Source organism: Gordonia sp. Z-3, assembly GCF_036233855.1.
GTDB lineage: Bacteria > Actinomycetota > Actinomycetes > Mycobacteriales > Mycobacteriaceae > Gordonia > Gordonia tangerina.
Genome location: NZ_JAZARS010000012.1, coordinates 61,322 through 81,767, shown reverse-complemented (window position 1 = coordinate 81,767; position 20,446 = coordinate 61,322). Strand labels below are relative to the sequence as shown.

The following is a 20,446-nucleotide window of genomic DNA, read 5'->3' as shown; positions in this document are numbered from 1 at the left end:
CCGTCACCTAACCATCGGGACCTGAGAGGAACCCAAGCAATCACTGCGGCCGAACTCCCAGCAGTGCCGCCAGCTGTCGCGCCAACGGGTTCAGATTCAACTTGTCCGGATCCTTCTTCGGAATGTCATCCCACGGCTGCGCGAACTCCGGATTGGCATACACCGCCCGCTCGGCACTACGCACACCCGTCGGATTACCCACCGGCACCGTGCACTTGGCATTCGTGTTGAACGGAAAATCGTCATACCGGATGTCGAAGGACGGATCCTCGCGCTTGAGCCGATCCACCATCGCCTGCGTACCCTCATACCCCCGCGTACACGCCGCCGGATTATTCGTCTCCAACACCACACCGAAATGAATCTGACCATCGCCGGGGGCGGGACTGTGACTTCCGGCCGACAGTGCCGAGAGCATCGCGAAGGTGGGTGAGGTGGCAAATGCGGTGGGTTCGATGGTGCGCACAGTGCTCGCCAACTGCTTGACCACCGTCGAGATGTCGCCACCACTGTCCTGCAACAACGTCGAAATCTGCGTCGCCGACGCCGTCCCCGTCGTCAACAACCGCCGCAAATCCGGATCCGCAGCCGCCAACGTCGCCGTCACCACATCCAGATTCCGCGACCACGACAAGATCGCATCGGACTGCTGCGCCTGCGTCGCCAACACCACATCAGAATTCTGGATCAACGAAATCGTCTCATCCAACGAGTCATAACCCGCCCGCGACAACTTCGACAACGAATCGGTCAGCCGCGTCAGATCATTGGCCCGACCATCAAACGCCTTACCCAACTCGGTGATCACCGTATGCAGGTCGTCCACCGGTATCGACGACGTGAAATCGATCGCCGAGGCCACCACGTCCTCGAGCTCCGGCGGCACCGACGTGTCGGTGATCACCGAACCATCCTCCAGATACGGCCCCTGCGACGACGTCGGCTGCAAATCCACATACTGCTCACCGATCGCCGACCGATTGGCCACCACCGCCGCCGACGACGCCGGAATCTCCGGACCACCCGAATCCAACTCCAACGCCACATCCACGCCGTCATCGGTCAACGACAACTGCCCGACCCGACCCACCGGCACACCCCGATACGTCACCTCCGCATTCGTGAAAATGCCACCCGAAGACGGCATCGACGCGGTGACGGTGTACTGCCCGAAACCGGCGAGCCGGTCGAGGCGTGCATACTTGGCGCCGACGTAGACCAGTGCGACCAGCCCCACCACGACGAACACGATGAGCTGGATTCGTGCCATCTTCGACAACATCAGCGCACCCCCATCTGTGCCACGACGCGGACCGCGACGTGAGTAAGGATTCGGGACACTTCTGTCATCACCGCCCCGCTCCGATCATGTCCAGCGGCCCGTCGATGAACCGCTGACCCGGCTGCGCGGGCGGCAGCAGTGTGAAGTCCGCGTTGTCGTCGGATCCGGACCCGGCCTCGGTGCTCGACTCGTCGTCCGACGACGGCGCCCGCGTGGACCCCGACGCCGGGTTCATCGGGTATGTCCCGCCCGACGGCGGGGTGTTGGGCCCCGGCCGCCAGTTCGGTCCCGGCGGCAACAAGGTGATGGTCGGCCAGCCGTAGCGCGGGCCGTTGTCACCGACATACGGGTTGCGGGGATTGACCGGCACATCCACTCGTGCCGGCGGCGAGTACTCCGGTGTCCCCTGTCCCACGCCGAGCGCCTCGAGCTGGTTGAGCAGCCGCAAGTCCAGCGTCATGAACAGGTTGGTCGAGTCGCCGTGCACACCGGGCAACAACCAGTCCGGGAACGGATGCGTCAGCATCAGCGGGGCGGCGGTGATCAGATCGGGCGCCGCCTTCGACAACTCGGTCAGCACCGGACGCAGCGCCTTGAGGTCGGTGATCAGCGAGTCGCGGGATTTGGTGAGCACGTCGGTGCCCACCTCGCCCAAGTCGTCGAGCTTGGTGAGCAGGTCGACGAGCTGCGGCCGCTGCTCCTCGAGCACCGCCACCCCCTCCGGGATCTCGTCCAGGATGCGCTCGATCTGCACCTTCTGGTTCGCGGCCCGCGTGGACAGGCGTGCCAGACCGTCGATGGCGTTGACGATGTCGTCGCGCTGCCGGTTGAGTCCGGTGATCAACCCCTGCGTCTGCTCCAACAGACTCCGGAACACCGGGCAGGTGCGGCCCTTCGGCCCGACTTCGCACGGCTGGTCGACCGACCCTTCCAGGGCCTTGTTCAACTCCGTGACGATCGGCTGCAGCTGGTTGATGCCACCACCGTTGAGCAGCATCGACAACGCTCCGAGCACCTGCTCGATGTCGGTGGCGGTGCGGGTACGACCCAGCGGGATCGGATCGGCCGGATTCTGCCGGGGCAGCTCGGTGGCGTCCTCGGGTTCGGACAGCTCGATGAACTTCTCACCGAGCAACGAGGTCTGCTGCACGGCTGCAGTGGCCTTGTCGGACAGGTCGATCTCGTTCTGCACCTCGACCTTGACCTGCGCATACCACTGGTTGTCGGGCACCTCGACCGCTTCGACACGACCGACCGGGATGCCGTTCATCTTCACCATCGACTGCGGCACCAGGTCGAGGATGTCGTCGAACTGGATCTGATAGGTCCGCGGATTGTCGCCGGTGTCCACGCCGCCGGGCAGCGGGATCGACTGGATGCCGTTGCTGCCGCAGCCGGCCAGGACCATCACCAGCGACGCCATCGCGGCACCGATGACCGCGCGCAGCGGGGTGCGGGACAGGATGTGTCGCATCAGTTCTCACCCGCCTCGGGACGTGCGGTCGACGGTCGGCTGACCGCCGGGCCGGTCGGCGGCGCCGACTCCGCACCGGATTCCAGGTTCGGATCCGGGTTGCCCGGGCCGGTGCCGGGCGCCGGGTACCGCTGCAGCTTGTTGTTGCTCATGATGCCGAACGGCAGGACCGGCAGCAGTGGCTCGAGGACACCACTGGTGATCTGCTTGCCGATGTCCTCGCACTGGCTGATCAGCGGGGCGAGGGTGGTGCTGAACTGTTCGGCGGCGGGGTCTCCGTCGAGCAGCTTGCCGAGGTCGAGCAGACGGCACTGCGCGCCGATCAGGTCCTGCAGATCCGGGATGGTCAGCCGCATGGCCAATGTGCCGGACTCGGCGTCGTAGGCGTTGATCAGGTTGTTGATGGTGACGGGCAGGACGGTCAGGACCTCCTTGAGATGGTCCTTGGTGTCCAGCAACGCCTGGGTGGTGGGCTGCAGGTCCTTGACCGTCTCGCCGAGCAGTTCCCGGTTGTCCTGGACAAACGTCGCGACATCACCGAGGGCCACCGACAGCTTGTTCAGCGCCGCCGAGAGCTGGTTGCGTTCGCCGGCCAGGAATTGGTTGAACGACGCCATCTGGGTGTTGAACTGGCGCACCTGCGCGTCGTTCTCCCGTAGCGCCCCGACGAAGACGTCGAGGTTCTTGACGGTGTCGACGATGTTGCCGCGCGAGTTGCTCAGCGTGGTCGTGGCCTTGGACAGTTCCTCGATGGCCGAGCCGAGCTTCTCGCCGTTGCCCTCGAGGTTGTCGGCGCCGGTGGCGACGAGGTCACTGACCGCGCCGTCCTTGTTGGCGCCTTCGGGACCGAGTGCCTCCGACAGCTTCTGCACGCTGTCATAGATCTGATCCACTTCGACCGGGACCATCGTCTGATCGAGCGACAGCGTGATGTCCTTGGGTGCCTTCTCCCCACCGCTGTAGGCGGGAGTCAGCTGCACATATCGGTCGGCCACCACCGACGGGATGATCTGCACGGCACGCACATCGGCGGGCAGGTCGATGCCGCGGTCGACGGTCATCGTCACCTTGACGGTGTCGCCCTGCGGGGTCACGTCGTCGACCTTGCCGACGGCGACGCCGAGGACCCGGACATCGGAACCCGAGTAGATGCCGACGCTGCGGGCGAAGGTCGCGGTGATCTTGGTGGTGCCGATCATGGAGAACGCCCACCAGAGCACACCGGCGACGATCAGCGCCACGATCAGCCCGAGGACACCCACGACGATGTGGCGTGGAGTGAACCAGCGGCCCGGACCGGCGGTGCCGGTGAGGTCGGGTGCGGTGCTCATCAGCCGGCCTCCGTTCCGCCGTTGTTCTGCAGTACCTGTTTGTTGGGCGGTCGGGTGGTGTTCTGCTGCGGCAACGCCGGCGGCAGCAGGTTGGTGACCACCGACTCGAACCAGCGACCGTTGCCCAGCACGTTCGCGTAAAGGCGGTAGAACGGCGCCATGTAGGTGATGGTGTCGCGCAGATTCTGGTTCTGCGCGATCAGCAGCTGATTGACCTGTTGCAACGACTCCAGAGCCGGCCCGATCTGCTCCTGGTTGTCGGCCACGATCCCCGACAACGAATCCGACAGCACCGTCGTCGTGGACAGCAGCTTGGAGATCGCCTGCTGCCGGTTGTTGAGTTCGTCGAGCAGCTGCCCGGCGCCGGCGATCAGGCGGACGAACTCCTCGTTGCGGTCGGCGAGGATCTGCGACGTCGACTTGGTCGCTTCGAGCAGCCGCTGCACCTCCTGGTCACGGCTGGCGATGGTCTGCGACAACCGCGTCAGACCGTCCAGCGACGGTCCGATGTCGCCTGCGGTTCCGGAGAACGCGTCGCTCAGCGATTCCATCGACTCGGCGAGCTGGTCGGTGTCGAGCTCCTCGATCTGGTCCGCGGCATCCGAGAACGCCTCGACGACGTCGTAGGGCGACACCGTGTCGGTCAGCGCGACATCGGGATCGGCGGGCTCGGTGCCCTGCGGATTCAATGCCAGGTACTTCTGGCCCAGGATCGTCTTGATCTGAATCGACGCCTGCGTCTGGTTGCCGATCCAGGTGTTGGTGACCCGGAACTTCACGTCCACGTGGTCACCGGCGAGCGCGACGCCGTCGACCTCGCCGACCTTGACGCCGGCCACCCGCACCTCGGCGCCCGGCTTGAGCCCGGCCGCCTCGGAGAACTGGGCTGTGTAGCGTGCCGCCGCACCGATCAGCGGCAGCGAGTTCAGGAAGAACGCCGACACCGCGGTCATCAACAGGATGAGGATGCCGATGGCGCCGATGCTGACCGGGGTGCGGCGACCACCGAATCGACGATGCGGGTGCGCATTCTGTTGCGGCTCGGCCTGCTCGGATTGGTTACCGGCGCGGGCGGCAGCGCGAACGTCCTCGGTCGAGAACCGTTCGGTCTGCGCGTCGTCGCCATCCGGCTGCGGCCGGTTCTGCTGATCGTCAGCCACAGGTCAGCCCCCCGGCCTTTCGTCCTTCCAGCAGCGGGTGGCCGCGCTGGTGTAGAGCACGTGGTTGATGTCGGGCAGCGGGATCAGTGGCTGCGTCAGCAGCGTCGACTTCCCGTTGCCGGCCACCACGTCGATGCCGCACAGATAGAACTGGAACCACGAGCCGAAGGTGGCGGCGCGGCCGATCTTCTGCAGTTTCACCGGAAGATTCGTCAACGTCTGCGCGACGTCCTCGTCGCGGGCATTGATCTGGTCGGCCAGCGATTTCAATCCCGCGATGTCACCCTGGATCGCCGGACGGGTGGGCTGCAGGATCGACGCGGTCACCGCGGTCAGGTTCGACACGGAGGTGATCGCCGAGCCCACCGAACCGCGTTGCGCCGCCAGACCGGTCACCAGCTGCTCGGTGTTGTCGAGCAGTGCGGTGAACTGGTCGTCGTTGCGGTTCACGGTGTCGAGCACGGTGGTGAGATTGGTGATCAGTTCGCCGATCACCTTGTCCTTGTCGGCCACCGCATTGGTCAGCTCCGACGTGCTGCTGATCAGTTGAGAGATGGTGCCGCTCTCGCCTTGGAACACCTTGATGATCTGCTCGGACAGCGTGTTGACGTCCTCGGCCGATAGTTCGCGGAACAGCGGTTTGAACCCGTTGAACAGCTCGGTCAGATTCACCGCCGGATGGGTGTTGTCCGCGCCGTCGACACCGAAGGTGTAGCCGGTGTCGACCGTCTTGTTCGGGTCGCCGGCGCCCTTCTCCAGGGCCAGATACCGCAGGCCGGTGAGGTTGCGGTAGCGGATGTAGAGCTGGGTGCCGTCGGGCAGTTGGTCGCGGTCCACGTTGAACTCGACCATCGCCTTGTTGCGCTCGTACACGTCGACCGAGGTGACCTGGCCGACGCGTACACCGGCGATGCGCACGTCGTCGCCTGGGTTGAGCATCGCGGCGTCGGAGAACACCGCCTTGTAGTCGCTGTCGCCGTCGCCGCCGGCGTTGGCGATGGTCAGCGCCAGCAGGCTGGTGGCGATGACCGTGACCACGCCGAAGGTGATCAGCTTGATCAGCGGTCCGGTGATGGATTTCATCGGATGGTGACCTGCGCTCCCTGAAGCGACGTTCCGCCGATCGTGGTGACCCAGGTGGGTACCTTCTCGGGATCGGTGCCGTTGGCGCCGCCGTAGATGACCTTCAACTGCTTCACGTAATCCGGGTCGTCGAACGGGTTGGCGATGTTGCCCGCCGGTGTCGCCGAGAACTGTGGCTGCGGCAGCGTCTGTACGTTGCGCGGACCGGCGTTACGGGACGGCGGCTGATACGAACCGTCGGCCAAACCACCGCCGGGATACTGCGGGAACGGGCGGCCGTCCTTCGCCGGTTCGTAGCAGACGGCGGGCGGATCGGTGTCGAGCAGCCGCGGCTCGTCCTGGTTGGGCAGGTACCGGCCACGCGGATTGACGAACTGCAGGTTCACCCGCACGCCCGGGTTGTCGGTGCCCTGACCGACGATCTTGCGGGACTCCGGGATCAGGCCGGCGAAGTTGCGGAAGGTGCACACGAAGGTCGGCGACTGCTTGGCCAGACCCACCAGGAACGGTTCCGAGTCGACGGCGAGGTCGATCAGGTCGGTGCGGTTCTGCCGCAGGAACGCCGTGGTGTCGGTCGCGGCGACACCGACGGTGGCGATCAGTGTCCGTAGATCGCCTTGGCGTTCGACGATGGTCTTGTTCGTGGTGCGAAAGTTGTCGAGGGCGTCGATCACGTCGGGCAGCGCCTCGGAGTAGGTCTGCGAGAAGCTCGACAGGCCCCGCAGGGTGCCCTGCAGCTCCGGCATGTTGTCGTTGAAGCGCCGGAAGATGGTGTCGAGTTCGTCGAAGGTGACACCGAGCTGCTCACCGCGACCGGCCAACGCCTGCGACAGCGAGGTCAGCGTGACGTTGAGATCCTGCGGCGGGATCGCATCGAGCACCGGCAGCAGGTCGTCGAACAGCTCCTGCAGTTCCTTCGCGTTGCCGCTCTCATCGGTGTAGATGGTGGAGCCGGAAGACAGGGTGGCCGCCGACGCGTCGTCGATGGGCACCTGCAGGTCCACATAGCGTTCGCCGAACAGCGTCTTCGGCAGGATGCGCGCGGTGGTGTTCTCCGGCAGCTGCGCCGCCATGTCCGGGTCGAGGCCCAACGTCACCGACACCGCGTCGTCGTCGGTGGGTTCCACGTCGCGGACCTCGCCGACGATGACGCCGCGCGCCTTGACGTCGGCGTTGGCGGGCAACGCGTTGCCGGTCGAATCGGTTTTGAGGGTGACGTTGGTGAAGGTGGTGAACCCGTCGTTGAACTTGGTGATGGTGACCACGAAGAACAACGCGACCACGATGAAGAACACCAGCCCGAGCAGCCGGCGACGCAGCGTCGACATCGATCAGCCTCCCACTCGCACCGTCGTGGTGGTGCCCCAGATCGCCAGGCCCAGGAAGAAGTCGAGGATCGCGATGAGCACCAACGCGGCCCGCACCGCGTGACCGACGGCCACACCGACGCCGGCCGGGCCACCGGTCGCGTAGTAGCCGTAGTAGCAGTGCACCAGGATGATCACGAACGCGAACACCAGGACCTTGCCGAACGACCAGAGCACGTCGGCCGGCGGCAGGAACAGATTGAAGTAGTGGTCGTAGGAACCACCGGATTGACCGTTGAACACGGTGGTGATGACACGGGAGGCCAGGTACGCCGACAACAAGCCCAGCACGTAGAGCGGGATGACCGCGATGAACCCGGCGATGACGCGCGTGGAGACCAGGAACGGGATCGACGGGACGGCCATCGACTCGAGCGCGTCGATCTCCTCGGAGATACGCATGGCACCGAGCTGGGCGGTGAAACCGCAGCCCACCGTCGCCGACAAGGCGAGTCCCGCCACCAGCGGCGCCACCTCACGGGTGTTGACATACGCCGACAAGAATCCGGTCAGCGCCTGCGAACCCAACTGATCCAGCGCCGCGTATCCCTGCAGACCGACGACCACGCCGGTGAAGCCCGACATCAGCACCATCACGCCGACGGTGCCGCCGATCACGGCGAGACCACCGGAACCGAAGGCCACCTCGGCGAGCAACCGCAGTACCTCGCGCGTGTAGTGCACCAGCGTCTTCGGAATCCAGGCGAGGGTGCGTCCGTAGAACGACATCTGCTCGCCGGCGCCGTCGAGCACCTTGAGGGGCTTGCCGAGCTGTTTTCGGGCCTCGTACATGTAGTACTCGGGCCGCGACTTCGCGATTGTCACGCCGCCACCATCACCGGCCATCGCCTAGCCTCCCTTCGGCGGAACGATCTGCAGGTAGACCGCAGTGATGATCAGGTTGGCGAGGAACAGCAGCAGGAACGTGATGACCACACTCTGGTTCACCGCGTCACCGACTCCCTTCGGTCCCCCCTTGGGGTTGAGGCCCTTGTAGGCGGCCACGACGCCGGCGAGCACACCGAAGATCGCGGCCTTGAGGGTGGAGATGTAGAGGTCGGGCAACTGCGCGAGCGCTCCGAAAGACGCCAGGTAGGCGCCGGGCGTACCACCTTGCACGACGACGTTGAAGAAGTAGCCACCACCGATGCCGACCACGGCGACCAGTCCGTTGAGCAGCATCGCCACCAACACCATCGCGAGCACCCGCGGCACCACGAGACGCTGGATCGGGTTGATGCCCAGCACTTCCATCGCGTCGATCTCCTCGCGGATGGTGCGCGAGCCGAGGTCGGCGGCCACCGCCGAACCGGCGGCACCAGCGATCAGCAGCGAGGTCACCAGCGGTGATCCCTGCTGGATCACCACCAGCACGCTGGCCGCACCGGTGTACGACTCGGCACCGAGCTGCTTGATCAACGAGCCGGTCTGCAGCGAGACGATCGCGCCGAACGGAATGGCGATCAGCGCGGTCGGCAAGATCGTGACACTCGCGATGAACCAGGCCTGCTGGATGAACTCCCGCCACTGGAACGGGCGCACGAAGGACTGACGCGCGACATCGACGAAGAGCTGCACGATGTTGCCGGTCTGGGCGAGCGCGCCCGTTCCGGCCTGAGCTATCCGATCAACGCCACGCGTGGTGGCACTGGCCATTCTTATTGACTCCGACCGTCGTAGGGCTGCTGGTGGCGGCCGGTCTCGATGGGCTGGGTCACCGTGGAGTCCGCGGCCGGCGGAGTCGCCCAGCTCTGGGTCGGTGCGTCACTGCCCGGGTAGTCGTCACCACCTGCAGAGGTCCACTCCCCCGACCCCTGTCCCGCACCGACGGCAACGGTCTGCTGCTCGTCGGCGTGCGTGGCCATCTCCTCGCGCATGCGGTCTTCTTCTTCCATGCTGCGGCGGATGGCCTCCTGCGCGTTCGGTGGCAGGGTGTGCAGCAGCTCGTGTACCCGCTCGCGGTGGCGTGCGATCGCCTTGCGCTCGGGCATCCCGGGATTGGGCTGCACCTGCGGGATGATCTCGGAGAAGTCGTCCTTGGTGCCGCCACCACCGATGCCGGCGGCCTGCATCGCCTCTTCCTGCTTCTGCACGGCCTCGTCCTTCTCCTCGGACATGCCGATCGGGCCGAAGCGGTCGCCGGAGAGGAACTGCTTGACCACCGGCTGCTCGGAAGTCAGCAACTGCTCGCGCGGACCGAACATCACCAGCTCTTTGCGGAAGAGCATGCCGATGTTGTCCGGGATGGTGCGGGCGATGTTGATGTTGTGCGTCACGATCAGGATCGTCGCGTCGATCTGCGCGTTGATGTCGATCAGCAGCTGGGAGATGTAGGCGGTACGCACGGGATCCAGGCCCGAGTCGGGCTCGTCGCACAAGATGATCTGCGGATCGAGCACCAGAGCGCGGGCCAGACCGGCGCGCTTGCGCATACCACCGGAGATCTCGCCGGGCAGTTTGTCCTCGGCACCGGCCAGACCAACCAGGTCGATCTTCTCCATCACGATGTCGCGGACTTCGTCTTCCTTCTTCTTGGTGTGCTCACGCAAGGGGAAGGCGATGTTGTCGTAGAGGCTCATCGAACCGAACAGCGCGCCGTCCTGGAAGAGGACGCCGAACAGTTTGCGGATCTCGTAGAGTTCCTTGGCCGAGCACTGGGTGATGTCGGTACCGTCGATGACCACCGACCCCTGCTCGGGGTGGAGTAGACCGATCAGCGTCTTCAGGAACACCGACTTGCCGGTACCCGACGGGCCCAGCAATGCCGACACCTCCCCCTTGGGCAGCGTCAGCGTGACATCACGCCAGATGTTCTGCGATCCGAACGATTTGGTGAGCCCCTCGACACTGACCTCTACACCCACGGCATCCTCCCAGACATTCGCTGCCCCCTCGCTGCGATCGGTGTGACCACACACGTACCGGCGACATTTGTGGTTGGGGTCACTGTAGCGGACGCTGTTGCAGCTCACACCCACGTGCGACACCAACTGGGACGTCCGACCGAAATCCCCCGAAGACGATCGAAGCCCCTTACCCGCCGGTAACTTGGCTCGATCGATGAGCGTAGTCGATACCACCCCGATCGCGAAAGTGCGCCCCCAGTCACACCCGGACACGACAGCGGCCCGTGGGACAAAATGTCCCACGGGCCGCTGTATCCTCTCGATCTGTAGTACCAACCGGCGATTTTTGCGCGGTTGGTACTACGAGATCGGGCAGGGAGGTCTTACTTGACCGAAACCGAAGCGCCGGCCTCTTCGAGCTTGGCCTTGGCAGCGTCGGCGGCTTCCTTGTCGACCTTCTCCAGGAGAGCCTTCGGAGCGCCCTCGACGAGGTCCTTGGCTTCCTTCAGGCCCAGGCCGGAAACGATCTCACGGACCACCTTGATGACCTGGATCTTCTTGTCGCCCGCGCCCTCGAGCACAACGTCGAACTCGTCCTGCTCGGCGGCAGCCTCAGCGGCACCACCGGCAGCCGGGGCACCGGCAGCGGCGACGGCGACCGGAGCCGCAGCGGTGACCTCGAAGACCTCTTCGAACTTCTTCACGAAATCGCTGAGCTCCAGCAGGGTCAGTTCCTTGAACTGATCGATGAGCTCGTCAGCGGTGAGCTTCGCCATGGTGGCGTCCTTCCTGTCAGTCCCCGTACGGGGGTTGGTTCATCCCCGTACGGATCGGGGATTGCTTGTGTGCACCGGGGCCGAACTATTCGGTCTCGCCGGCTTCGTTCTTCTTCTCCTGCAGGGCAGCGGCAAGACGCGCCACCTGCGAGGCCGGCTGGTTGAACAGTCCGGCGGCCTTTGCCAAGTTGCCCTTCATGGCACCGGCGAGCTTGGCCAACAGCACCTCTCGGGTCTCCAGGTCGGCGATCTGTTCGATCTCGCCGATGGACAGCGCACGGCCGTCCATGTACCCGCCCTTGACCACGAGTGCTTTGTTGTCCTTGGCGAAGTTCTTGATCGCCTTTGCGGCCGTCACCGGCTCGCCTTCGATGAAGGCGATGGCGGTCGGACCGCTGAACAGCTCGTCGAGTCCCTCCACGCCCGCTTCGGCAGCGGCACGCTTCACGAGGGTGTTCTTGGCGACGGAGTAGGTTGCGCCCTCACCGAGCGAACGTCGCAGTTCGGTGATCTGACTGACGGACAGACCACGGTATTCCGTGACCACCGCTGCCGATGAGCCCTTGAACTGCTCGGCGATCTCCGCAACAGCGGCGACCTTTTCGGACTTGGCCATACTTCGCCTCCTCTCTCATCACTAGAGTTGGGTTCAGACCCAACCGGAGCCGAAGAGGCGGGAAAGATTGTCGTGCAGATACGACAAACGCCCCGGCACGCAGAGGTCCGGGGCGTGAATCGGCGCACGTTGGCACCGTCATTCCTCGTTCTCCCTGCGTGGGCCGCCGACCCTGTCGCCACCACGGTGACGTGAGCCGGACCTTCGATCGGGAGTACCCGATGACCGACGGTCTCTGGTTGAACCGATACGGCACACGGTTGTGTGCCACACCAAGCGAGTAGGTTACCCGACTGTGGTCGATGCATCCAAATCCAACGGCGCAGGCAGGCCCCACGAGCCGACCGAGGCCACCGCGAATGGCCGGGCGGGCACCGCCGCCGAGGCAATCGGAGCCCGCCACCTGAAACGATTCGCGTGTCTTCCCGGCACCCGGCTGGCTGCGATCGCCTGGCCGTCGTCGATGTTCCCAGGTGCGCTGGGGCGATGGCATTACTGGTGGCAGGCGCACCTCGTCGACCTGCTCGTCGATGCGGCCATCCACCGCCCCACGGCCCTCGCCGACGACGCGCAACGCCTGCTGCGCGGCATCGTCGCGCGAAACTTCGGTCGATGGACCAACAACTACTTCGACGACATGGCCTGGCTCGGCCTCGCACTCGAGCGCGCGGATCGTCATCTGGGAGTGTCTCGCGACGCGGCCCTCGGCACCCTGACGTCGCGCGTGTACGACGCGTGGGTGCCACACCTCGGTGGCGGCATCCCGTGGCGCACGATGGACCTGTTCTTCAATGCCCCGGCCAACGGGCCGGCCGCCATCCTGCTGGCCCGTACGGGACATGTCGACCGGGCCGTCGAGATGGCCGACTGGATGGATGTCAACCTCGTCGACGACACCACCGGGCTGATCCTCGACGGCGTTCACCCCGCACTGGCCGACAGCCCCCGCCGTCTGGTGCCCGACGTCTACACCTATTGCCAGGGCGTGGTGCTGGGTAGCGAACTGGAGCTGCTGCGCCGCACCGGCGACGCGGTGCATCGCGAGCGGCTCGACCGTCTGCTGCATGCCGTCGAGACCCACGTGTGCGACGACGGAGTCATCCCCGGCGCCGGCGGCGGGGACGGCGGACTGTTCGCCGGCATCCTCGCCCGCAATCTCGCGTTGATCGCCACCGATCTGCCGGATTCCGCCGACGGCGGCGCAATCCGCTCACGGGCCGCGGCGATCGTGACCACCAGCGCCGCGGCCGCCTGGACGCACCGCCACGACACCGATCAGGGTCCGGTATTCGGCCCCGACTGGCGTCATCAGGCCCACCCGCCACGCGATGAGGGACGAAAATCGCAGTTCAGCGCCGGATCGGTACGGTCGTCGCAGATTCCGGAACGTGACCTGTCGGTGCAGCTGTCGGGCTGGATGGTCCTCGAGGCGGCGGCAGCGGTGACACTCAACGCATCCGAGCATGATGAAACCGACGCACCCTAGTTAGCGATCCGATATCAGCGCTGAGCTATTCTCGTCCGGCGAGGTGACGAACGCCACACCAGTGGTGTGGGTCTCACCTCGTCGGTCGGCACACAGCAGGTGTCGACGACGAGCAGGCGATGATGCCCGCGGGACATCGGTGGTGCATCACGCCAGAGGCAGGGTGATGCACCATGACGTACCGGTTGGACCAGCCAGAACAGACCGTACAACCGGCGCGGCGCCGGACCGGGCGGCTCGGGGCACCGCATTTCGGTTCCCTTCCGCTCGGCGATCCCACGGGTGGCGCCGACGCCATCCGGTGGCGTGAGCAGGTCGACGGCAAGTCTCTCTATCCGCGGGTGTCCATCCAGCGCGACATCGTGCTCACCATGTCCGACGGGGTCCGGCTGCGGGCAACCGTCGTGCGTCCGGCCAACCGCTTCGGTCAGACCGTGCTGACCCCGTATCCGGCCGTCATCAACATCAACCCCTACAACCGGCTGGCCGTCGACGCCCTCGACCACACGCTGCACGCCCCGCTACTCGGCAAGGCGCTACGCACCGCGTCGGCCTCCATCGATGCCGGTGGCACCGGCCTCGAAGGGCTCACCACCCTCACAAAGACGCTGTCCGGCGGCGTCTTCGACGTCTTCGGCATCAACCGCAACCTGGTGCGTAGCGGCTACGTCCAGGTCATCGTCGACGTCCGTGGCACCGGCGCCAGCCAGGGCAAGTGGCAGATCCTGGGTGAGCGCGAACAACAGGATTCGGTGGAGATCATCGACTGGACATCTGAGCAGGACTGGTGCGACGGCACCGTCGGCCTCGCCGGATGGTCGTACTCGGCGATCAACTCGTTGCAGGCCGCCGACAAACGCCCCGCCGCGTTGAAGGCCGTCTTCGCCGTGGAGGGCTGCGACGACATCGTCCGCGACATCTACATCACCGGCGGCATGCCGTCGGCGTTCATCCCGACCTGGTTGTCGGCGGTGAACCTGCTCAAATGGGTGCCCAATCCATCGAGTCCCATCCGCGACCTCCTGCGCGGCGACACCGCGCGATGGGCGCGCGACCGCATCAAGTCACCGGCCACCGAGATCGGATCGCTGCTGTGGGGATTCCTCACCGCCCGCGACGACCGCATCTTCGACGATCCCTACTTCGACGAACGCGATCCGCAGGTCGACCGCATCGAGGTACCCACCTTCACCGTCGGCGCCTGGCACGACCTGTTCGGACGCAGCGCAACCGGGATCTATGAACGGCTACAGATGGAGCCGGGCCGCAAGCAGATGCTGGTCGGCGACGGCTACCACCTCGACGTCGGATCGGGCTATGGCGGCAAGAGCTCGCCACCACGGCTCGACGTCCTCGAACGCGCCTGGTTCGACCGGTGGCTGAAGGGACACCGCAACGGGGTCGAGTACTACGGCCCGGTGACCATGCTGCAGCAGGGCGGTTCGTGGACCTCCGGGCACAGTTTCCCGCGGGCCGGGGTGCGCACGCAGCGTCTCTACCTGCACAACAGTCCGTCGGGCTCGGCCGAGCATGCAGTGCACGACGGCACGCTGAGCCACGAACCCGTCGACCATCTCACGTCGCTGCACGTGCGCGCCGACATCCGTGGCGCGATGTCGCGGGACATGACCCAGGTGACCGCGGGCGCGGCGATGGCGTTGGGACCGACGTTCACCGTCGATGCCCGGTATCAGGAACGCGGCGGGCTCTCGTTCAGCACCGAGCCGGTCGCCGAACCCACCACTATCAGCGGACCGATGAACCTGCGGCTCAACGTGGCCACCACCGCCCACGAGGCGATCTGGGCGGTGACGGTGAACGACGTCGCCCCCGACGGGACATCGACGGTGCTGACCAACGGCGCGTTGTCGGCGTCGAATCGGGCGCTCGACGAATCGAAGTCGACCTACGCCGCCGACGGTAGCCTGCTGTCGGCGCATCACTACCTGTCGTACAAGCGCAAGCTGCCGGTTCCTGCCGACGAACCGGTGCGCATCGATGTCGACCTGGTGCCGACCGACGCCATCCTCGACACCGGCCACCGGCTGCGGGTCGATGTGTACGCGGCCAGCTTCCCCCGGTATCTCACCGTGGTGCCCGACCTGATCAAGGCCCGTGGCCGCCGCCAGCGCCTCGTCCTCGATCCGCGCCACCCGAGCTACCTGACGTTCTGCGCGGGCGGGCAGTTGTAACAACCCGGGTTCACCGACGTCCCGGCGGGCGGCGTGTCACGGATGTGGCACGTCGCGCCGTCGGAAACCGATCACCCCAGCGGCCAGCAGAGCCACGGTGAGCACCGTGAGCACCACGACGGCGGTACCCGACGCATCGGCGGCCGGTACCGCCCCCACCGCGTAGAGCGGCGAGATCCGCAGGAGCCACTCCGGCCAGTCGAGACTGCCGCCGAGAAACCCGATGAAGGTGGCGTACCCGAGCAGCCCCCACACGGCCGGTTGCGCCCGTGGCAGCCAGCCGAACAGTGCCACCGACACCGCGGCGAAGACGGCCACCGCCGGCAGATAGGCGAGCCCGGCCAGCAGGTTGTTGCCGATCTCGCCCGCATCGTCGACCTGCACCGCGACCGCCGCACCGAGCCCCACGCTCGGCACCAGCAGCACCAGCACCAGCCCGACCAGGATCACCGCCAGCTGTGTGCCGATCCACTGCACCCGCGACACCGCCTGGGCCAGCACGACTTCCAACAGCCCGGTGCGCTCGTCGCCGCGCAGGCGACCGATCGCGGTGATCACGTATCCGGCGGCCATCAGCGCGAGGATGAGCATCGTCAACGAGAGGTAGGTGTCGATGCCGTGCGAGTCGTCGTCGGCACCGAAGGCCTGTGCGATCTGCGGATTGCCGGCCACCGCGTCGGCGACTTGCTGGGCCAGACTGCCGAAGATCACCGCCACGGCCAGACCCCCGATGGTCCAGCCGATGATCGCTCCGCGGTGCTCTCCGATCGCCCGCAACGGGATCGACCGCTTGTGCTCGGTGGCTCGCACCGGACCGGGACGCGCGGCCACCAGACCGGAACCGAGGTCCCGGGTGGCCGAACTCCGCACGCCGAACGCGATCAGCACTGCGGCGACCGCCGCGGCCAGCAGCAACGGCCACCATCGCATGTCGTCGGCGAAGGGCCGGGTCTCCTGCTGCCAGGCCAGCGGCGACAACCACTTCCACGCGTTGTCGCCGACGTCGCCGATGGCACGGGCCGCATATGCCAGTCCCAACAGGATCAGACTGACGGTGTAGACACGACGCGCGCGGCGTAACCATTGCGCCGCACACAGTGCGAGCCCGGTCCAGACTGCGCCGAGCCCGAACAGTGACAGCACGTAGAGCAGCCCGCGTTCGGCGGGCACCCCTTCGGCGAGCAGGGTGACGAACATACCGGCCGCCACCAACCCGAAAGCGACGATCGACCCGATGACGGCCGCCACATGCGGTGCCCACGAGGCGACCGATCGGGACCGCATCAGTTCGAGCAGGCCGGACTCCTCCGGGGCGCGGGTGAACCGCACCACGAGGTGCGTCGCCATCAACGGGAAGGCGATCGCGGCGATGAACGCGAACTCGTTGGCGGCCACACCGCCTAGCGTGTCGGCGCCGTACGGGGTCCCGTTGATGGCTGCGATGGCGGCATCATCACCGACCGCGGCACCGTAGGTGGCCAGCAGTTCGGGGGTGCCGTAGAGCCCGTCGATCGCGACGATCGTGGCAGCATATCCCGCGATCAGGCCGGCGACCCACGCGAGATACACCTTCCATCCGGTGCGCGCCTGCAGCCGCAGCATCGCCCCGACGCCGCCGCCCGGGACTCGTGGGGTGGGGGCGTGCGGGCGCGTGTCGAGTGTGGCGGTCATGACGGTGCGTCTGCGGTGTCGCCGGTGGCGCTGTAAGAGCTCAGGAACAGTTCGTCGAGGCTGGGTGGGCGCACCGTGATCGAGGTGACGCCCGCAGCCAGCACCGCATCGAGCGCGGACTCCAGCGAGGCGCTGCCGACGTCGAAGCGAACGTCGATGCCGGCGTCCGCTTGATGACCGCCGGACTCGGTGACCTGCAAGTGCACCACGTCGTCGAGGGTGCCCAGGCCGTCGGGGCGACGCCGCGTCCGCGCCTGCACGTGCGTGCGCGATCCGCGCCGCAGTTCGTCGAGACCCCCCGAGCGCACCGTCTTTCCGTCGCGGATGATGGTGACCTCGTCGCTCAGGGCCTCCACCTCGGCGAGGATGTGGCTCGACAGCAGCACCGTCGCGCCCGCGGTGACCCGCTCACGAACGGCCTCCTGGAACACCTCTTCCATCAGCGGATCCAGACCCGAGGTCGGTTCATCGAAGATGAGGAACTCCGCATCCGACGCGAGCGCGGCGATGAGCGCGACCTTCTGCCGGTTGCCCTTGGAGTATTCGTCGACCTTCTTGCTCTGGTCGAGAGAGAAGCGCTCGACGAAGTCCGCTCGACGGCGTTCGTCCAGACCCGCGCCGCCGGCGGCCAGGATGTCGATGCATTCGCCACCGGTCAGATCCGGCCACAGCGCGACGTCACCGGGGACATAGGCCATCCGGCGGTGCAGCCGCACCGCATCCGACCACGGGTCGGCACCGAACAGCCGCACCCGGCCCGTGTCGGCGCGGATCAGCCCGAGCACGGTCCGGATGGTGGTCGACTTGCCGGCCCCGTTGGGACCGAGAAAGCCGTGCACACGGCCCGGCTGCACGGCCAGATCCAGGCCATCGAGCGCACGCGCGCGCCCGAACGACTTGGTCAACCCCTCGACATCGACGACCAGATCCATCTCCGACCTCCAATTGGCAGTGCCCGCCACTTGGCAGTGACTGTACGGTAGGTGGCAGACAGAAGGAACCCGATGGACCGATCCCCTCAGCACGATCTGCGCTCCCGCAACCGCGTCCGCGCCATGGCGCACATCCAGCGAGTCGCGCTGGACCTGTTCGACGAACGTGGCTACGGCTCGGTCACGATGACCGAGATCGCGCAGGCGGCCGAGGTCGGCGAACGGTCGGTCTACCGGTACTTCGGTAGCAAACAGGGCGTGGTGCTCTACGACGAGATGGATGAGGTGGCGATCGCCGCCTTCGGCGAGCTCGTGCGGTCCCGGCCGGTGCTCGACGCGATCCGGTTGGCGCTGCGCGAGGCCGACGTCGCGGTCGACGACGCGGCGATGCACCTGGCGGTCCGCAAGCTACGCATCATCGACTCCGACCGCGAGCTACGCGCCGCGCTGGCCGAGCTGGTCGCCTCGATCGGCACCGCCCTAGGGGATGCGATCGCGGCCGCCGGCACCGCACCGCTGACCGCCCGCATCCAGGGGCGTTGCGTGGCCGACGCGCTCACCGTCGGCATCGAGCAGTGGTTCCGCGAGGGTGCCGACGGCTCGCTGTGGACCCAGCTCGAGCGCGCCGTCGACGTGCTCGACGCCGGCTTCGGCGAGCGTCACAGCACGTCGCTGTCGGAGAGCACAACGCGATAGACGAGCCCGGCCTCGGGCCCCAGCACGAGTCCGACGAGATCGGTCAGCGTGATCGCGAAACTCCGGCCGTGTGCCGGGGTGGCCGGGTCGTCGAGGTGATGGGCGATCTCGTGCAGGACGACGAGTTCGCGCAACGCCCAGCGTCCCCCGGTCGCCGACGGGATCGCGATCTGGGGCACCTGCCCCGACATCGACTCGTAGTGCGCGGAGCGGTGCCCGCGCCGTTCGCGGACCGTGACCGGTTGGCTCGCCCGATCGAACCGCTCCCGCACCCCGGGCAGGTCGAGGACCCGGATCACGTGGTCGCGCACCGACTCCACCGAGGCGAATCGGGCCTCGGCCGGCAGGGTGAGTTCAGTGCCCGCCAGCTGCACGGTGCGGTTCGATCCCGCCCGGTCGAACATGCCGAGCACGAGCCGCTCCGCGGCGTAGAAACGCGCCCGACCGACGTCGCGGGGGGTGTGCCCCGACTGGCCGGTCACCGCGTCTCCGGTCGGCCCACCGGTCGCCAGCGGCCCCGACGAACTACCATCTGACCGGCGGACCCGATGTCACCCGGCCGCGCGGAACGGAGGTGTGGGCGGTGAGCTCTCCATCGCTGGGCACCCGGGTCCGGGCGCGCACGGCCACCGTCACCGAACGCGCACTCGCCGTCCCCGGCGCAGGCCTGGTGCTGCGGGTTCTGCGCGACCTCGCAGTCAACGACATCACCGACCGCGCGATGACGCTGGCCGCGCAGGCCTTCACCGCGGTGTTGCCGATGGTGATCCTGCTGGCGGCCTTCCCTGACAACGATCTCGTCACCGACGCCCTCGGCGACCTGGGCATCAACACCGATCAGGTCGATGTCGCCGATACGACGGCACCCGACTCGGTGACCGCCTTCGGTTTGCTGGGTGCGTTGATGGTGATCGGTGGCGCGACATCGCTGTCGCGGGCCATGGGCCGGATGTACACGTCGATCTGGCAGGTCACCAAACTGCCGTTGTCCGGCTGGTGGCGCTGGGTGGTAGTGATCCTCCTGCTTCCCGTCGGGGTTGTCGCCCAGGGCTTTTCGGCGAACCTGCACGGCATCAACTTCACCGGGATCACGTTCGGGGCCTACGGTGTCGTCGGCGTGATCCTCGAGGTGGCCGCCACGTTCGTGATCTGGTCGCTCATGTTCACCTTGCTGCCCCGGCTGTTGGTGTCCGGTCAGGTGCCCATGCGTCTGCTCGCCCTCAACGGAGTGGTGACCGGCGCATTCATCACCGTCTTCCTGGTGGGCACCCGCATCGCGCTGCCGACCATCATGAGCGAGACCACCCAGCATTTCGGCACCCTCGGACTGGTGTTCGCCGCGATCAGCTGGCTGTTCTTCTTCGCCGGCATCGTGGTGGTCTGCACCATCGTGACGCACTCGCTGACCTGCGACCAGGGCCCCGTCGGCGCGTGGATTCGTCGCCACTTCGGCGCGCCCCGACCGTACCCACCGCGCCCGGAGGCCCTCGACGACCTGATCGAGGCACAGCCCGGCCCGGCGTCGGACGACTGA

Annotated in this window: 18 protein-coding genes; 4 read left to right on the top strand and 14 right to left on the bottom strand. The window is 66.6% G+C overall.

Annotation, left to right across the window (positions count from 1 at the left end; translation table 11 throughout):
* Positions 1–40 precede the first annotated feature (40 nt).
* The 11 genes from VX037_RS15190 to rplJ all read right to left on the bottom strand — a co-directional run bounded on the left by VX037_RS15190 (position 41) and on the right by rplJ (position 11,935).
* Positions 41–1,282 carry an MlaD family protein gene (locus VX037_RS15190; protein ID WP_328714817.1) on the bottom strand — a complete coding sequence of 414 codons (1,242 nt, stop codon included), beginning with the start codon at positions 1,280–1,282 and terminating at the stop codon, positions 41–43.
* A gap of 67 nt (positions 1,283–1,349) precedes the next feature.
* Positions 1,350–2,705, bottom strand: a complete 1,356-nt coding sequence (locus tag VX037_RS15185) for an MCE family protein (RefSeq protein ID WP_372474994.1) — start codon at positions 2,703–2,705, stop codon at positions 1,350–1,352.
* A 50-nt stretch (positions 2,706–2,755) separates the two neighbouring features.
* A complete protein-coding gene (locus VX037_RS15180) occupies positions 2,756–4,087 on the bottom strand; it encodes an MCE family protein (RefSeq protein ID WP_235723469.1) in 1,332 nt (443 codons plus the stop codon).
* Entirely contained in the window at positions 4,087–5,247 is a 1,161-nt protein-coding gene (locus VX037_RS15175; RefSeq protein ID WP_235723468.1) for an MCE family protein, read from the bottom strand. Before VX037_RS15175 ends, VX037_RS15180 begins: the two co-directional genes overlap by 1 nt.
* 3 nt (positions 5,248–5,250) lie before the next feature.
* A complete protein-coding gene (locus VX037_RS15170) occupies positions 5,251–6,330 on the bottom strand; it encodes an MlaD family protein (RefSeq protein WP_328714815.1) in 1,080 nt (359 codons plus the stop codon).
* Positions 6,327–7,658, bottom strand: a complete 1,332-nt coding sequence (locus VX037_RS15165; protein ID WP_328714814.1) for an MCE family protein — start codon at positions 7,656–7,658, stop codon at positions 6,327–6,329. The genes VX037_RS15170 and VX037_RS15165 overlap by 4 nt, the downstream gene beginning before the upstream one ends.
* Before the next feature lie 3 nt (positions 7,659–7,661).
* Complete coding sequence (locus tag VX037_RS15160; protein WP_235723465.1) at positions 7,662–8,543, bottom strand: MlaE family ABC transporter permease; 882 nt, start codon at positions 8,541–8,543, stop codon at positions 7,662–7,664.
* Positions 8,544–8,546: 3 nt separating this feature from the next.
* On the bottom strand, positions 8,547–9,353 hold the full coding sequence (locus VX037_RS15155; protein WP_235723464.1) for an MlaE family ABC transporter permease: 807 nt from the start codon (positions 9,351–9,353) through the stop codon (positions 8,547–8,549).
* Positions 9,354–9,355: 2 nt separating this feature from the next.
* The gene (locus VX037_RS15150; RefSeq protein ID WP_328714812.1) at positions 9,356–10,561 is read right to left on the bottom strand and encodes an ABC transporter ATP-binding protein; all 1,206 of its coding nucleotides are present in this window, start codon (positions 10,559–10,561) and stop codon (positions 9,356–9,358) included.
* 365 nt (positions 10,562–10,926) lie between these two features.
* Positions 10,927–11,319 carry a 50S ribosomal protein L7/L12 gene (rplL, locus tag VX037_RS15145; protein WP_235723462.1) on the bottom strand — a complete coding sequence of 131 codons (393 nt, stop codon included), beginning with the start codon at positions 11,317–11,319 and terminating at the stop codon, positions 10,927–10,929.
* Between the two features lie 85 nt (positions 11,320–11,404).
* On the bottom strand, positions 11,405–11,935 hold the full coding sequence (gene rplJ / locus VX037_RS15140; RefSeq protein WP_235723461.1) for a 50S ribosomal protein L10: 531 nt from the start codon (positions 11,933–11,935) through the stop codon (positions 11,405–11,407).
* Positions 11,936–12,230: 295 nt separating this feature from the next.
* On the opposite strand from rplJ, the gene VX037_RS15135 reads away from it, so the two are divergent.
* Both VX037_RS15135 and VX037_RS15130 read left to right on the top strand, forming a co-directional pair.
* Positions 12,231–13,421, top strand: a complete 1,191-nt coding sequence (locus tag VX037_RS15135; RefSeq protein ID WP_372474993.1) for a glycoside hydrolase family 76 protein — start codon at positions 12,231–12,233, stop codon at positions 13,419–13,421.
* Positions 13,422–13,594: 173 nt separating this feature from the next.
* A complete protein-coding gene (locus VX037_RS15130; RefSeq protein WP_328714810.1) occupies positions 13,595–15,613 on the top strand; it encodes a CocE/NonD family hydrolase in 2,019 nt (672 codons plus the stop codon).
* A gap of 36 nt (positions 15,614–15,649) precedes the next feature.
* Here VX037_RS15130 and VX037_RS15125 read toward each other — a convergent pair whose 3' ends face one another.
* Both VX037_RS15125 and VX037_RS15120 read right to left on the bottom strand, forming a co-directional pair.
* Entirely contained in the window at positions 15,650–17,284 is a 1,635-nt protein-coding gene (locus VX037_RS15125) for an ABC transporter permease (RefSeq protein WP_235723459.1), read from the bottom strand.
* Positions 17,281–18,216: an ABC transporter ATP-binding protein gene (locus VX037_RS15120; protein ID WP_235723458.1), complete on the bottom strand. Its 936-nt coding sequence runs from the start codon at positions 18,214–18,216 to the stop codon at positions 17,281–17,283. The genes VX037_RS15125 and VX037_RS15120 overlap by 4 nt, the downstream gene beginning before the upstream one ends.
* A 72-nt stretch (positions 18,217–18,288) precedes the next feature.
* Here VX037_RS15120 and VX037_RS15115 point away from each other — a divergent pair, with 72 nt between their 5' ends.
* Positions 18,289–18,912: a TetR/AcrR family transcriptional regulator gene (locus VX037_RS15115; protein WP_235723457.1), complete on the top strand. Its 624-nt coding sequence runs from the start codon at positions 18,289–18,291 to the stop codon at positions 18,910–18,912.
* Here VX037_RS15115 and VX037_RS15110 read toward each other — a convergent pair.
* A complete protein-coding gene (locus tag VX037_RS15110; RefSeq protein WP_235723589.1) occupies positions 18,876–19,316 on the bottom strand; it encodes a TIGR04338 family metallohydrolase in 441 nt (146 codons plus the stop codon). The genes VX037_RS15115 and VX037_RS15110 overlap by 37 nt on opposite strands.
* A 179-nt stretch (positions 19,317–19,495) precedes the next feature.
* Here VX037_RS15110 and VX037_RS15105 point away from each other — a divergent pair, with 179 nt between their 5' ends.
* Positions 19,496–20,446 carry a hypothetical protein gene (locus tag VX037_RS15105; protein WP_235723456.1) on the top strand — a complete coding sequence of 317 codons (951 nt, stop codon included), beginning with the start codon at positions 19,496–19,498 and terminating at the stop codon, positions 20,444–20,446.